18 protein-coding genes and 1 pseudogene are annotated in these 13,408 nt (G+C 34.6%); 11 read left to right on the forward strand and 8 right to left on the reverse strand.

Annotation, left to right across the window (positions count from 1 at the left end; all coding sequences use genetic code 11):
- Positions 1–36 precede the first annotated feature (36 nt).
- From AB3X49_RS10405 to AB3X49_RS10420, 4 genes are all read left to right on the forward strand, one after another.
- A complete protein-coding gene (locus AB3X49_RS10405) occupies positions 37–201 on the forward strand; it encodes a hypothetical protein (protein ID WP_002064420.1) in 165 nt (54 codons plus the stop codon).
- A complete protein-coding gene (locus tag AB3X49_RS10410) occupies positions 194–640 on the forward strand; it encodes a flavodoxin (RefSeq protein WP_002086759.1) in 447 nt (148 codons plus the stop codon). The genes AB3X49_RS10405 and AB3X49_RS10410 overlap by 8 nt, the downstream gene beginning before the upstream one ends.
- A 24-nt stretch (positions 641–664) precedes the next feature.
- Complete coding sequence (locus AB3X49_RS10415; RefSeq protein ID WP_002086758.1) at positions 665–1,438, forward strand: hypothetical protein; 774 nt, start codon at positions 665–667, stop codon at positions 1,436–1,438.
- Positions 1,439–1,534: 96 nt separating this feature from the next.
- The gene (locus AB3X49_RS10420; RefSeq protein ID WP_002135143.1) at positions 1,535–1,696 is read left to right on the forward strand and encodes a hypothetical protein; all 162 of its coding nucleotides are present in this window, start codon (positions 1,535–1,537) and stop codon (positions 1,694–1,696) included.
- Here AB3X49_RS10420 and AB3X49_RS10425 read toward each other — a convergent pair.
- Positions 1,693–2,601, reverse strand: coding sequence for an aminoglycoside phosphotransferase family protein (locus AB3X49_RS10425; protein WP_002064423.1), 909 nt, complete (start codon positions 2,599–2,601; stop codon positions 1,693–1,695). The two genes, AB3X49_RS10420 and AB3X49_RS10425, sit on opposite strands and share 4 nt — an antisense overlap.
- A 99-nt stretch (positions 2,602–2,700) precedes the next feature.
- Here AB3X49_RS10425 and AB3X49_RS10430 point away from each other — a divergent pair, with 99 nt between their 5' ends.
- Positions 2,701–3,210, forward strand: a complete 510-nt coding sequence (locus tag AB3X49_RS10430) for a hypothetical protein (protein WP_002064424.1) — start codon at positions 2,701–2,703, stop codon at positions 3,208–3,210.
- Positions 3,211–3,235: 25 nt separating this feature from the next.
- On the opposite strand, the gene AB3X49_RS10435 is transcribed toward AB3X49_RS10430, so the two are convergent.
- The 3 genes from AB3X49_RS10435 to AB3X49_RS10445 form a co-directional block, all read right to left on the reverse strand.
- A complete protein-coding gene (locus tag AB3X49_RS10435) occupies positions 3,236–3,385 on the reverse strand; it encodes a hypothetical protein (protein ID WP_000743737.1) in 150 nt (49 codons plus the stop codon).
- 18 nt (positions 3,386–3,403) lie between these two features.
- Entirely contained in the window at positions 3,404–3,577 is a 174-nt protein-coding gene (locus tag AB3X49_RS10440) for a hypothetical protein (protein ID WP_000343684.1), read from the reverse strand.
- 76 nt (positions 3,578–3,653) lie between these two features.
- Positions 3,654–5,012 (reverse strand): MATE family efflux transporter, encoded by a 1,359-nt coding sequence (locus tag AB3X49_RS10445; protein WP_137076220.1) that lies wholly within the window; start codon positions 5,010–5,012, stop codon positions 3,654–3,656.
- A 182-nt stretch (positions 5,013–5,194) separates the two neighbouring features.
- On the opposite strand from AB3X49_RS10445, the gene uppP reads away from it, so the two are divergent.
- Positions 5,195–5,986 (forward strand): bacitracin resistance undecaprenyl-diphosphatase, encoded by a 792-nt coding sequence (gene uppP / locus AB3X49_RS10450; protein WP_002086752.1) that lies wholly within the window; start codon positions 5,195–5,197, stop codon positions 5,984–5,986.
- 30 nt (positions 5,987–6,016) lie between these two features.
- Here the strand turns inward: uppP and AB3X49_RS10455 are convergent, their stop codons facing one another.
- Both AB3X49_RS10455 and AB3X49_RS10460 read right to left on the reverse strand, forming a co-directional pair.
- The gene (locus tag AB3X49_RS10455) at positions 6,017–6,604 is read right to left on the reverse strand and encodes a thioredoxin family protein (RefSeq protein ID WP_367961907.1); all 588 of its coding nucleotides are present in this window, start codon (positions 6,602–6,604) and stop codon (positions 6,017–6,019) included.
- 33 nt (positions 6,605–6,637) lie between these two features.
- The gene (locus tag AB3X49_RS10460; protein ID WP_367961898.1) at positions 6,638–7,069 is read right to left on the reverse strand and encodes a regulatory YrvL family protein; all 432 of its coding nucleotides are present in this window, start codon (positions 7,067–7,069) and stop codon (positions 6,638–6,640) included.
- 162 nt (positions 7,070–7,231) lie between these two features.
- Between AB3X49_RS10460 and AB3X49_RS10465 the strand changes: the two genes are divergently transcribed.
- Both AB3X49_RS10465 and AB3X49_RS10470 read left to right on the forward strand, forming a co-directional pair.
- A complete protein-coding gene (locus AB3X49_RS10465) occupies positions 7,232–7,651 on the forward strand; it encodes a MarR family winged helix-turn-helix transcriptional regulator (protein ID WP_002064429.1) in 420 nt (139 codons plus the stop codon).
- Between the two features lie 153 nt (positions 7,652–7,804).
- Positions 7,805–7,960, forward strand: a complete 156-nt coding sequence (locus AB3X49_RS10470) for a hypothetical protein (protein WP_002011733.1) — start codon at positions 7,805–7,807, stop codon at positions 7,958–7,960.
- 22 nt (positions 7,961–7,982) lie between these two features.
- Here the strand turns inward: AB3X49_RS10470 and AB3X49_RS10475 are convergent.
- A pseudogene (locus AB3X49_RS10475) lies at positions 7,983–9,207 on the reverse strand (dicarboxylate/amino acid:cation symporter).
- A 1,220-nt stretch (positions 9,208–10,427) separates the two neighbouring features.
- Between AB3X49_RS10475 and AB3X49_RS10480 the strand changes: the two are divergent.
- Positions 10,428–11,771, forward strand: a complete 1,344-nt coding sequence (locus tag AB3X49_RS10480) for a TrkH family potassium uptake protein (RefSeq protein WP_367961902.1) — start codon at positions 10,428–10,430, stop codon at positions 11,769–11,771.
- 34 nt (positions 11,772–11,805) lie between these two features.
- Here AB3X49_RS10480 and AB3X49_RS10485 read toward each other — a convergent pair whose 3' ends face one another.
- Positions 11,806–12,180, reverse strand: a complete 375-nt coding sequence (locus AB3X49_RS10485) for an imidazole glycerol phosphate synthase (RefSeq protein WP_085312946.1) — start codon at positions 12,178–12,180, stop codon at positions 11,806–11,808.
- A 307-nt stretch (positions 12,181–12,487) separates the two neighbouring features.
- On the opposite strand from AB3X49_RS10485, the gene ytfJ reads away from it, so the two are divergent.
- Complete coding sequence (gene ytfJ, locus AB3X49_RS10490) at positions 12,488–12,895, forward strand: GerW family sporulation protein (RefSeq protein ID WP_000400919.1); 408 nt, start codon at positions 12,488–12,490, stop codon at positions 12,893–12,895.
- Positions 12,896–13,003: 108 nt separating this feature from the next.
- The gene (locus AB3X49_RS10495; RefSeq protein WP_000608225.1) at positions 13,004–13,093 is read left to right on the forward strand and encodes a hypothetical protein; all 90 of its coding nucleotides are present in this window, start codon (positions 13,004–13,006) and stop codon (positions 13,091–13,093) included.
- Positions 13,094–13,408: the final 315 nt, after the last annotated feature.

Raw genomic sequence — 13,408 nt, forward strand, 5'->3', positions numbered from 1 at the left:
GATAATTATTATCAACGAAACAGATGAGGAACCTTAATGAGAAAAACATTTCACCTTTTACGAAGGGGATTAAAAAATAAAGATGTTGATAAGCATATTGAATGGCAACGAAATGTAATTCGTTCTGAATATGTAGGTGAGAAGAGTACACTTCAAACAGAAAAAGAGATACAAGGTAAAAGGAGAGGTTCAGTTGAGTAAGTTAGTAATGATTTTTGCAAGTATGAGTGGAAATACAGAGGAAATGGCTGACCATATTGCGGGTGCGATTCGTGAAACAGAAAATGAGATTGAAGTAATTGATATTATGGATACACCAGAAGCTTCTATATTGGAGCAATATGACGGTATTATTTTAGGTGCTTATACTTGGGGAGATGGTGATCTTCCTGATGATTTTTTAGATTTTTATGATGCAATGGATTCTATTAACTTAACTGGTAAAAAAGCAGCTGCATTCGGTTCTTGTGATTCGGCTTATCCGAAATACGGGGTAGCGGTTGATATTTTAATAGAAAAGCTGCAGGAGCGCGGGGCAGCAGTTGTGTTAGAAGGATTGAAAGTAGAATTAACGCCAGAAGATGAAGATGTAGAAAAATGTTTACAGTTTGGAGCTGAATTCGTAAAACACCTTTCTTAATGGCAGAAGGGAGATGAAGAGAAATTGCATGAGAAAATTTCAATCAAAACGATGACAGATTACCATTTGTATGATTTTATGCGTTGTCCGCATAAATTTTATTTCCGTCATATAAAAAGAAGAGAACCTTCTTCATTTGAATGGCAACAAATAGCGCAAATGATTGTGAATCAAATTATTAATGAATATTACACGCTACCTGCGGGCCAACAAACGAAAATTGTACTTTTAATATTAATAGAAAAGTATTGGAAAAAAGTAAGGATTAATATGTTTGCTTCAAAGGCGGAGTACTATATTGTTTTAGCGAAGCTAACTGATCACTTATTACAGTTTGTTGAAAGGGATGATAGTCAGGCACCGCCGTTATTTTTATATGAGAAGTTTCAAACATATATGGAAGAGTTAGGTGTCCACATGTCATTGACATTTGAAGTTGGTGAGTGGAGTACTGAATCGTTTGTAATTAAAAAGTATGTTGTCGATGCGGATGAGGAAATGCTTGCTCTTTGTCAGAAGCTAATGACAGTATTCAGTTATAAAGCTTTCGGTATTCTTCCAGGGAAAATTGAAGTTATTAATTTAATAGAAGGAACTAAGTATGAGTACATTCCAAAGCAGGAAGATATTATAACTGGAATGGATGATTTATTTAGAATGAAAGAAATGTTGCAGCAACCTGAGCACTATACAGAGCGTCATTTTCGTTCTGAGTGTATGAGTTGTGCGTTTCGTAGTGAATGCCAAAGGGAAGAAGTAAAGAAAGAAGCGAAGCAGAAGAAAAATATAGTACATTAAAGGATGCAAATTTGCATCCTTTTTTGTTATTGACATGAAAAGCTTTTCATCATTTACCGTATATTTGTAGCAGATTAATAAAGGGAGGAATAATCAATGAAAGATGAAACGGTAGTATTTCAATGGTTAAAAGAACAGAATGCTCCTTTTGGAATTCAACTGCAAATTTTACAGGCATTTCAATTGTATAAAGTTATTGTTGAAATGGATAAAAAGTTAATGATGTATGAGGAGAGAGAGTATAGGGAGAGAATTTAATCTCGTCCCTGTAGTATTGCTTTAAGCTGTTCTTCATTCTTCTTTAATATTATTTCGTTGTTTGTTTCAATGTTATAAATAAGGTTATGTAGTAAAGGGCTGTATTGATAAAAGGTAGTGATGCGGTGAATGAGTAATGGATCGCGGTGAGAAATAAGTGCACTGTATTGTTCATATACAGATGTAGTAAACTCACGACCGAAATCATAATATAGCCCAGCAAAATCAAAAGCGGGATCGCCAATTTGAGCATCTCCAAAATCGATAACACCTGAAATGTTTTTGTGCAGGTTGTTAAATAAAATGTGATGATGTGTAAAGTCAGCATGAATGATTGCATTTTGAAAGGTAGATTTAGTTATACAGGTAAAGAAATTTTCGAATAAACGATTTAAGGCTGATTTCTGTAATGAAGTAAGACTGTTAGTAAGATATTGATTTAATTTTGTTTGTAGTTCTTTCCAGTAGGTAAGTGTTTTTTCGATAGGGAACCCTAGCGTTTCAGTACGTTTTAAAGGAATACTATGTAAAGCCGCAAGGAAAGTGGCTAATTGTGTAATGATTGCTTTCAATTCTTTTTTCTCTAGCTTGGTAACTATTTCAGTTGTTAACGGTTCACCGTGAATGAGAGGATAATAGCTACAAAATGGAACGGTATTACAATTATTCTTATACAATAGTTTATACTTAGGGACTGCAATTTCTTGTAATGAATGAGAAAGAATTGTGCACAGTTCTTTTTCTAACGGAATTCGGTTTGCATATTCAAGTTTTCGTGGGAAACGAAATAGTAGTTCGTCATTTATAATAACCGTTATATTATCCCAACCTTCTTCATTTTGCATATATGAATGTATAGAAAGATCTGGTAGAGCTTCTTTTATATATTGTTTGTAAGAGTCCATAATTGTTCCTCGTTTCTAAGTTAAAGGTAGGTTATTCCACTCTATAATATCAGAATTTTCTTTCTATATGTTAAAATATAACTATCATTATGGAGGAGGGTGGGGTGCATTACGAAGAAAAGAATATTAATCATTTCTCTATGTATCGCTTTTGGATTGTTTTGGTCATATAAAGAGGAGGTTTTTGCCAGCTTTAAACCGATAGATCGCTACGAGTTAAATAAGGAATTAAAGAACAAAAGTATAGAAACTTTAACTCATAAAGAAAAGAAAAATGTAGGAGAACACTTTGTGACAGCGCAACTAGCAGTGTTTGAGTTTAATAATAAAGAAGATGTGAAACGAAAAGGTGAAGAAATATTTGTAAATAGAGGGTATGAACAGTTAATAGAAAATTATTACCCAAACCGTTTTCGGGATTTAGAGTATAAATTTACAAACGAAGAGATACGTGAAGAGACAGATGAGAGTTTTCGCTATCATGCTGTAGCGTACGTTACTGGTATTGAAAATGGCAAGAGAAGTGAAATGAAATTAAATTATGACATGAAAATTGTAAAGGTTAATAATTTATTCATGGTGTTAGAACAAAAACAATATGTACAATAAAAAACCCTCTAGAAGCAGAGGGTTTTTAAAGATTTTCATTTTGTTGACCAAGTTCTTTTTGAGCAATGTATAAATTTCCTTGCTCAACTTGTTTCAGTGTATGAACAGAATCTCCTGCATATCCTTTTTCTGTTTTAACAGTTCTTTTTGAACGATTTGAATCTTGTTTCTTCATATAATAGACCACCCTTCCTTAAAAATAGACGAAAATGATGAGCACGAGTAATACAGCTGCGAAAATGGTAATGCCCATTAAAAAAGAAGTGTTTTTATATTTAGGTGGCTTATGTACATCTTGCCGATATCCAGGTGAAATTTCAGGGGCGAATTCTTCATCGAATGATTGTTTCTTTTGTTTTTCGTCCATATGTATCCACCTTTCTTTTTCATTATGTTACACGTTACAAGAAAAAATATGCATGAAGAAAACAGCCGCTATATCATTAGCGGCTGCTTTGCGTTGTATATTTTCTTTGTACTTGAAAGAGACGGATAAGCAGGAAGATTGCTCCAAATGCTAGACCGATAATAAGACCGATCCAATAACCTTTTGCTGCCCAGTCAGTATAAGTTGCTAACATGTAGCCAAGAGGTAGACCTATTACCCAATAAGCTATTAATGTCATAATTAAGGCAACATTTACGTCTTTATAACCACGAAGTGCTCCTTGTACTGGAGTTGCAATCGCATCTGAAATTTGAAATAAAATCGCGAATATAAGAAATTCTTTAGCTAAATGATGGACATTTGCATTTGTCGTATAAATAGAAGCAATTTCATCATCAAAGAAATAGAGAAGGATTGAATATAAAAGAGCGAAAGCAAGGGCTAACCCAATTCCGATAAATCCATATTGTTTCGCATTATTGTATCGTTTTGCTCCAACTTCAAATCCGACTGCTATCGTCATTGCCATTGCTAAACTTAAAGGAGTCATATATAACAAGGAAGCAAAGTTCATAGCTGCTTGATGTGCTGCTATTGTTGTCGTACTAAAATTACTCATCATAAGTGTTACCGCAGCGAAAATACTCGTCTCAAAAAAGATAGCAAATCCGATAGGGACGCCAAGTTTCAGGAATTCCTTCCAGATTGTAAAGGAAGGGCGGTATAACTGTTTAAAGATATTGAAAGAAGCAAAAGGCTCTTTCGTACGAATAATAATAACCGTAATAATTAAAATACACCAATAAGTTGCTGCAGAAGCGATCGCCGCACCAACACCACCGAGTTTTGGAAAGCCAAAGTGACCAAAAATTAATAAGTAATTTAATACTACATTAATTGGTAATGATAGTAATGTAATAATCATCGTTGTTCGAGTTTTTCCTAATGCATCAATAAATCCACGTAAGACGGTGTAAGTAAATAAAGGGATAATTCCAATCGCGATAATAATTAAAAATTGTGCTGCAATACGTTCCACGGGTTCTTCTAATTGCATGCCATTTAAAATAGGTGAAACAGCGAAGAATCCGATAAGGATAACAACGAAACTAGCACAAATTGCTAAATATACTGCTTGTATGACAATGTGGGGAACGTCCTCCTTTTTCTTTGATCCAACGAGCTGTGCAACAATAGGAGTAGTAGCCATTAAAATTCCTGTTAAGCCGGTACTAACGGGAAGCCATATACTTGTTCCGATAGCAACACCCGCTAAATCAATAGGACTCGCATGTCCTGACATTGTCGTATCAAAAAAGCTCATCGCAAATAATGACATTTGCGTTACAAAAATCGGGAAAAAGAGTAATGAAAATTGCTTTAACTTTTGTGAGAATGAAGTAGTTTCTTTCATAAAATCCCCTTTCAACGTAAAAAACAAACTCTTATTATCATACAATTTAATCAAAAAATAGAAAAGAAATAAGCGTATACAACAAATGAAATCAATAAAAAAAGGATGCACTTTGAAAAGGGATAAGGTATTATGATAAGGTGTGAAAAAATTACATATTCGTTATTAAGGAGGCACTACTTGTGGCTGATTGGTTAATTGGATTAATCATGGGTGCTGTTGAAGGTTTAACAGAGTTTTTACCAGTATCATCAACAGGACATATGATTTTAACAGGACACTTAATTGGATTTGAAGACGATAGAGCGAAAGTTTTCGAAGTTGTTATTCAGTTGGGATCGATTTTAGCAGTTGTTGTTATATTTTGGAAACGTTTATGGTCATTAGTTGGAATAGGGAAAGTAACTGATGGACCATCTTTAAATTTATTACATATTATTATCGGGATGATTCCTGCCGGCATACTCGGCGTACTATTCCATAGCGCAATTAAAGAAGTTTTATTCGGTCCAGGACCGGTTGTTATTAGCTTAGTAGCTGGTGGTATTTTAATGATTGTTGCTGAGAAGTTTTCAAAACCAAGTACAGCAAGAACGTTAGATGAAATCACATATAAGCAAGCATTTACAATCGGAATGTTCCAATGTTTAGCACTTTGGCCAGGATTTTCTCGTTCTGGATCAACAATAAGTGGTGGTTTATTAGCACGCGTTTCGCATACAGCGGCAGCGGAATATACATTTATTCTAGCGGTGCCAATGATGGTAGCTGCAAGTGCCTTAGATTTAATTAAAAGCTGGGATATATTAAGCGCGGCTGATATACCGTTATTTGCAACTGGATTTATTACAGCATTCGTTGTTGCGATGCTTGCAATTGTTTCATTCTTAAAATTATTAGGTCGTGTAAAACTAACACCGTTCGCTTACTATCGTTTCATTTTAGCTGCGGTATTCTATTTCTTCATTATGTAATAAAAAAACCTGCCGAAATCGGCAGGTTTTTTATTTTACTACTTTCTCAATCATGCTTTCCATTACATGTTCCCAAAGAGAAGTATCATCAGCTAATGTAGCACGGAAATTAGCATACATTTCTTTTTGTTTCTCTTCGAATGTTGGATCTTCTTTTTCAGGTAATGTAGCGCGCATTGAAGTTACTAATTCTTGTACTTTTGTAGCGCGTGGTCCAAAGACGGCTTGTTCATTTCCGTCTTTATCAATGAAAATAAAGATTGGAATCGCACGTGCTGTTCCGTTTGTTAAGTATTGATCCATTAACTCTAAGTTTTCATCGCGAATTAATAAACGCATATCAATATTTGCAACTTCAGAAATTCGTTTCATAACAGGTACACATAAAAGAGCGTCGCCGCACCAGTCAGCTGTTAATACGATAACGCGCCAGCCATCATTTTGACGTTCTTCTAAAACTGGAAGTAATTCATTTGGAATTAAAAAGTTATTGTAAATGTGTAGTAGCTCGTATTGGTTTACTTTCATTTCATTCACATATGTATCAAAGGACATGCCTTTATCAGCCCATTGTAGTAAGTTCATAAGTAACACCTCTTTAGTATGATTTATTTTTATTGTACCAATTTTTATATAGAAAAGCTTGTATTCTTACTCTTTCTTATCACTAAATAATTTATTTAGTGTGTAAAGGAATAGTGCGACACATAATTCAGCTATGTTGGGCATTTGTACACTCTCTATCCAGTCATCGGCGGTATGTATGACAAACCAATCTAACGTAATTTCAATTATAGAGAGCAGAGCAATTGAGAGCCAATTGGGCATACTTGTCATCATTGGATGTAGGAGCATTTTAAAGAAAATGAATATAAAATATGTAATACCGTCTAATAAAAGAATGAGTAAAAAAAAGAGTAGTAGAGCTGTTCTTGATGAATATTCTATACCTGTAATATGAAAGATTCCTACATATACAAAAAATATAAATGCAAAGAATATAATGAGAATAAGAATAACAACACTAATAATAATAGTCTTATCTTTTAGACTGAGATTAGAAAGTTTGTCTTCTTCACTCATTGCCCCAACTCCTTTTTCTGGAAAATTAATTTCATTGTAGCATGAAATATCTATTAAAAAACTACGAATTATGGGGAAATAAGGTGACAAAAAGTAAGATTTCGTGTAAAATTATTAATAAGGTTTTTATTTAACTAAATTAAATAAAAGGGGCTGTCAAAGTTGTCTCAAAATCGAGAACAATTAATGGAAGAACTATCGACAAATGTTTTTGCAATGTTTCGTACGTTGCGTAATGATATTGGAAAAATATTTGGTGGTTACATACCGTGGAATGAGTTCATTGTCCTTAGAATATTGAACCGTACGAATAAAGAAATGGTCTCACGTGTAGCTAATGAGTTAAATGTGTCGAATAGTCATATTACAGCTGTTACAGAAAAATTAATTAATAAAGGCTTTGTAACTCGTTCACGTTCTACATCAGATCGCCGAGTTGTATATTTAGAGATTACAGAACAAGGGAAAGAGTTAGTTGCGAAAATGGAAGGTGAGAAAAAGAAATATTTACAAGAAAGATTTTCCGCACTTTCAGAAGATGAAATGGATATAATGATATCTATTTCTAAAAAACTTATTTAAATAATTACAAATAAGAAAACGCTTACCTAATTAAAAAGAAGACCTTCCTCATATATGGAAGGTCTTCTTCTGTGTGTAATAGATGATAAAAAATAAAATGTGTATGAAAAAAGATAGAGCGCCATACTACTAATAAAGGAAGGAGGGAGAAATATGACGAATCGTAATGGTAGTCAAGGAAGTGGAAATCAAGGTTCACCAAAATCAGGGCAATTCCAGCAGGAGTTTAGTACTGAATTTGAAACGGGAAATGATAATAAAGGAAAAGAATATCGTTCGAAAAAAGGAAGTAAATCAAAAAAGGAGTGAAATGATTCACTCCTTTTTTGATTTAAGATGCTGCAGATTGATCCGTATTATATTTTTCTTCTGATTTTGCAACAATCATTGCACAAATTGCATCACCGGAAATATTTACAGCAGTTCTAGACATATCTAGAATGCGGTCAATACCGATAATTAAAGCAATGCCTTCTACTGGTAGATTTACTTGATTTAAAACCATCGTAAGCATTACTAGTCCAACACCTGGTACACCTGCAGTACCGATACTAGCTAGTACAGCAGTTAATACGACCATAGCTTGTAAGTTCAACGCCGTATACTTGAGCGATAAATACAGTTGCTACCCCTTGCATAATAGCAGTACCATCCATATTAATCGTTGCACCTAGTGGTTGTACAAAAGAGCTTATCGCTTTTGAAACTCCAAGTTTTTCTTGGGCGGTTTTCATGGCAAATGGAAGGGACGCATTAGAGCTAGATGTACTAAACCCAATTGCCATTACCGAACCGAAATGTTTAAAGAAACGAATAATACTTTCTTTGGCTAGTACCTTTAATAAGCCGCCGTATACGAAGACACCGTGAATAATGAGTACCAACATAACGACAATCATATACTTGAACATCGCAGCGACGCCTGCAAGACCCATTTTATCAACGGACGAAGCGAGCAACCCGAATGTTCCGATTGGAGCTAATTTCATGACGAGATTAACAAGATACATCATTAATTCGTTGCCCTGTTCAAGTAATGAATGGACACCTTGAACTCGTTTTCCTAAAACAGCTAAACCGAGTCCGATCAATGCGGCAAAGGCAATAATTTGTAGCATGTTCCCATCAGCCATCGCTTTTGCTGGATTATCTGGCACAATATTCAGCAATGTATCAACGAAAGATGTTTCAGTTTTTGCACCTTCATACTTAAGCCCGTCTGTTTTAAAGTTACCGCCAGCTCCTGGTTTTATGATAAGTGCAAATGTAACTGCAATAGAGATAGTGACAGCTGTTGTTACGAGAAAGAATGAAATTGATTTTAAATCAATTCTTCCAAGTTGTTTCGGATCTCCAAGACCAGCAGCCCCAAGTACGATAGAAATGAATACAACAGGAACAACTAGCATTTTAATAAGTCGAATAAACAGTTGACCAAGTGGATTGAACGCATATTGATTCAATGGCTCAAAAATAGATGGAGCAGCTAAATTTAAAGTGAGTCCGACAACTAGACCGAGAAATAATGCAATTAAGATTGCCTTTGTTTGTTTCAATAAAAGCCCCCCTTTGTTTTTGTAAAATTGCTTTCTAAATTAATCATACCGAAAAAATACCTATTTTGACAATATTTTCTGAATGTTTAGTATGAAACTGTCTGTTTCAATGTATATAGTCCAGTTTTGCTGAAATATGTGGAAAGAATACATTTATGTATTTGGAAAAAAAGTAGACCATCACATGATGGCCTAGGGAAGGGGACAATTTATATCAATTTAATTAGGGATGGAAGCTATTCAAAGACACTGGGGAATGTCTTATAAATTAGGGAGGAACAGCTTCGATACATATACTATAAAAGTTGGATGTGATCCTCGTGTGAACATGGAGTGAAAGAGAGGGAGTTTCAAATAAAAGATAGAAAGAATAAAAAAATAAGACCATCACATATAGGATGGTCAAGGAAGGGGACAATTTATGTCAATTTAATTAGGGATGGAAAGCTGTTCAAGACACTGGGGAATGTCTTATAAATTAGGGAGGAACAGCTCCGATACGTATACTATAAAAGGTAGATGTGATCCTCGTGTGAACATGGAGTGAAAGAGAGAGGGAGTTTCAAATAAAAGATAGAAAGAATAAAAAATAAGACCATCACATATAGGATGGTCAAGGGAAGGGGACAATTTATGTCAATTTAATTAGGGATGGAAGCTATTCAAAGACACTGGGGAATGTCTTATAAATTAGGGAGGAACAGCTTCGATACATATACTATAAAAGTTGGATGTGATCCTCGTGTGAACATGGAGTGAAAGAGAGGGAGTTTCAAATAAAAGATAGAAAGAATAAAAAAATAAGACCATCACATATAGGATGGTCAAGGAAGGGGACAATTTATGTCAATTTAATTAGGGATGGAAAGCTGTTCAAGACACTGGGGAATGTCTTATAAATTAGGGAGGAACAGCTCCGATACATATACTATAAAAGGTAGATGTGACCCTCGTGTGAACTTGGAGTGAAAGATATGGGAATTTGAAAAGGGATAAAATAGTTGTTGTAAGAGTTATAGTATAAGTGGAGATATAATAGAAAATATTCTTTTGTAAAACGATAGGAGTCTGAATATAAATAAAAGTTGAAATCTATTAAAAAAAGGATTATGCTCAACTATATTATAAGAATATAAGGTTTATCCCGCTACTTGTAGGCTCTTAAAGAGTCTTTATTTATGAGGGGATAAAAGCTTCACTTGATAAAGGGAGTTAGTGATATGGAAGTAGCAAAAAAACAAGGGTTGTATAATCGTTTTATACGATTGAATCCACCACAAATTTTAGCATTAGGCTTTTTTTGTTTAATTGTGGTCGGAGGATTGTTATTAAAGTTACCGTTTGCAACGAAAGTACATATTAGTTGGGTAGATGCTTTCTTTACAGCTACGTCGGCAGCGACTGTAACCGGTTTAGGTGTTGTAGATACTGCGAGTACGTTTACGATGTTTGGTGAAATTGTTATTATGTTTTTAATTCAAACGGGTGGTCTCGGTCTTATGACGATAGCCATTTTAATTGTTTGGGTATTAGGGAAAAAAATTGGTTTACGCCACCGATTATTAATTGGAGAAGCATTTAATCAAACAAATATTGGTGGTCTTGTGAAATTAGTAAAACGTGTTTTTATTTTTTCTATTTGTATTGAGCTAATTGGAGTTATCTTTTTATCGATTCGCTTTATTCCAGAGTTTGGTTTTGGAAAAGGTTTATACTATAGTGTTTTTCACGTTATTGCGTCATATAATAATGCCGGCTTTGCGCTTTGGCCAGATAATTTAACAAGATATGTAGGAGATCCTATTATTAATATTGGGATTTGTTCTTTAATTGTAATAGGAGGGTTAGGGTTTACGGTACTAATTGATATATGGTATAGCCGTAGTTTCCGAAAATTATCACTGCACTCCAAAATCATGATTGTTGGAACGATAGCACTTAATGTTATTGCGATGATTGTGATTTTTGTATTGGAATATAATAATGTGAAGACTTTGGGGCACTTATCTTTAAATGAAAAATTATGGGCTTCGTTCTTCCAAGGAATTACACCTCGTACAGCTGGTTTTAACACGGTAGATTATGGGGGGATGGAAGAGTCATCGATACTATTTACAATGGTATTAATGTTTATTGGTGCGGGAAGTGTATCGACAGGCGGTGGAATTAAGTTAACGACATTCGTTATTTTAATTACATCAGTTCTTTCTTTCTTTAGAAAGAAAGAGGATTTTGTTTTGTTTCAGCGTACGATTAAAATGTCGACAGTAACGAGAGCGTTAGCAATTGTCGTTGCTAGTCAAATACTTATTTTTACAGCGGTATTTGTATTAATGCTTACAGAAGACTTCAGTTTTATTCAGTTATTATTTGAGACAATTTCAGCGTTTGGTACAGTAGGGTTAACAATGGGGATTACTGCGAAGCTATCGGCGTTTGGAAAATGTATTATTATGTTTGTTATGTTTTGTGGATTAATCGGACCGTTAACACTTGTGTTCTCTTTGGCACGACCAGCAAAACAAAAAATTAAATATCCATCAGAAGATGTATTTACAGGATAAGGTATCCCGCATAAAGCGAGATACCTTTTTCTTTTTAAAAAAGAGAGAACAATAAACCAATAAGCGCCACTCGGAATAAAATCGCAATGAGTGCAGCGATACCACCCACAATGGCAGCGGTACCGCCAGTTACAGTAGCCCCGCGATTATAAGCGTAAATACCAAGTAGAACAGACACAAGACCAAATAGTGTTGGGAATGTGAATAATGATAATATTGCTAAGGCAAGAGCAATGAAACCAGCAGTCGATCCAGCTGCAGACGATCTTACATCATCGTTATCTTTATCATCATAATCGATACGCTGTGGTGCAACTTCAGCTGCGTATTCTTCTTTATAATCACTATCTATTCGATCTCTTGTTTTATATTCATCAAATTTCTCAGTCAAAGTAAGGACTCCTTTCATAACAAGATTCAATAGTAGTATGTTTCTCTTTACTGTTTTTATCCCGCTATTTGCGAGCAGTAAGACTCCCACCTCAAAATTCGGCTGGAGCCCTGCTGCCCGTAAACGCCCGATTGGTGTGGGCTAATAATCAGTGGGGGATGAACAAAACCTCCACTGATTAAAGTTTCACTTTATCCGAACTTGTACAGGGAGTAATATCCAATTGGAAAGTGAAAAATGTTTTTTCAAAATAGGAAAACTTAGTATGACTTCCTCTATTTTGGAAAGTATAAAAAAGAATAATGAGGAAAGGGTGTAGTACATAATGGAACATCCAATTGAAAATTTAATGAAAACAGCAATGACAAATTTAAAAGAGATGGTAGATGTAAATACGATTGTTGGAAGTCCGGTTTCAACAGCTGATGGAAATGTAGTATTAACAGTATCTCAAGTGGCTTTTGGTTTTGGAGCTGGTGGAAGTGACTTTAAAGGTGATTTTATTTCCGAAAAACATAATAACGGACAAGGGCAGCATAAAGAGAACAAGCAAAGTCATCCATTCGGAGGCGGAAGCGGGGCTGGGGTTTCTATTAGCCCAGTTGCTTTTTTAGTAGTTGGTTCTAACGGTGTGCAAGTGTTGCATCTCAATAGTAGTACACATTTAATTGAAAAAGCTTTAAATACTGTGCCAAGCACTGTGGATAAATTTGTGAATGGTCGCCAAAAGTGAACTTGCATTTTTTAGGAATTATGATATATTAGAAAAAGTGCGCTTTATGAAGATCGGAATAATTGAACTGTAAATATATATGATGTGTGGAATAAGGGAGAGGAATTTATGATTAATATCAAAAACTTAGTAGTTGGCTTATGTATGTTAGTAAGCGGTTTTGTTGTATATGTAATAAAAGAAAAAGCTCCATTCTAAAACAGACAAACCGTTAATGTCTGTTTTTAATTTGTAAAAAATGTTGACAAGTTATTGTATTGGTGTTATAATTTTAATTCGTGTCTCGGTTAAAGCTAGTGTAAAGTAAATAAATCTTATGAATATAATACGAAAAGTTTGCGAAAGATCGGGTAGTCTTACCAACAACTTTTGTGAACAAACCCTATAAATTGTATATGTAAGCTTTATATGTATACTAGTGAATCAAGGAGCGGTCAGTGGAACCGTAATGATGAGAGAGAGGTAGGGCTTTCATCCAGTATATGTTACTTTCCTGTTAGGTGAATATAAAAA

The organism is Bacillus sp. C30 (assembly GCF_040838255.1).
In the GTDB taxonomy this organism is placed as follows: Bacteria; Bacillota; Bacilli; order Bacillales; family Bacillaceae_G; genus Bacillus_A; species Bacillus_A mycoides.

What these genes read in the sequence shown, in the direction of transcription:
- AB3X49_RS10445 (WP_137076220.1), bottom strand. Translation starts at nt 5,012, where the DNA reads ATGAAAGAAACTACTTCATTCTCACAAAAGTTAAAGCAATTTTCATTA.
- AB3X49_RS10425 (WP_002064423.1), bottom strand. Translation starts at nt 2,601, where the DNA reads ATGGACTCTTACAAACAATATATAAAAGAAGCTCTACCAGATCTTTCT.
- AB3X49_RS10480 (WP_367961902.1), top strand. Translation starts at nt 10,428, where the DNA reads ATGGAAGTAGCAAAAAAACAAGGGTTGTATAATCGTTTTATACGATTG.
- AB3X49_RS10405 (WP_002064420.1), top strand. Translation starts at nt 37, where the DNA reads ATGAGAAAAACATTTCACCTTTTACGAAGGGGATTAAAAAATAAAGAT.
- AB3X49_RS10485 (WP_085312946.1), bottom strand. Translation starts at nt 12,180, where the DNA reads ATGAAAGGAGTCCTTACTTTGACTGAGAAATTTGATGAATATAAAACA.
- AB3X49_RS10495 (WP_000608225.1), top strand. Translation starts at nt 13,004, where the DNA reads ATGATTAATATCAAAAACTTAGTAGTTGGCTTATGTATGTTAGTAAGC.
- AB3X49_RS10440 (WP_000343684.1), bottom strand. Translation starts at nt 3,577, where the DNA reads ATGGACGAAAAACAAAAGAAACAATCATTCGATGAAGAATTCGCCCCT.
- ytfJ (WP_000400919.1), top strand. Translation starts at nt 12,488, where the DNA reads ATGGAACATCCAATTGAAAATTTAATGAAAACAGCAATGACAAATTTA.
- AB3X49_RS10470 (WP_002011733.1), top strand. Translation starts at nt 7,805, where the DNA reads ATGACGAATCGTAATGGTAGTCAAGGAAGTGGAAATCAAGGTTCACCA.
- AB3X49_RS10460 (WP_367961898.1), bottom strand. Translation starts at nt 7,069, where the DNA reads ATGAGTGAAGAAGACAAACTTTCTAATCTCAGTCTAAAAGATAAGACT.
- AB3X49_RS10435 (WP_000743737.1), bottom strand. Translation starts at nt 3,385, where the DNA reads ATGAAGAAACAAGATTCAAATCGTTCAAAAAGAACTGTTAAAACAGAA.
- AB3X49_RS10420 (WP_002135143.1), top strand. Translation starts at nt 1,535, where the DNA reads ATGAAAGATGAAACGGTAGTATTTCAATGGTTAAAAGAACAGAATGCT.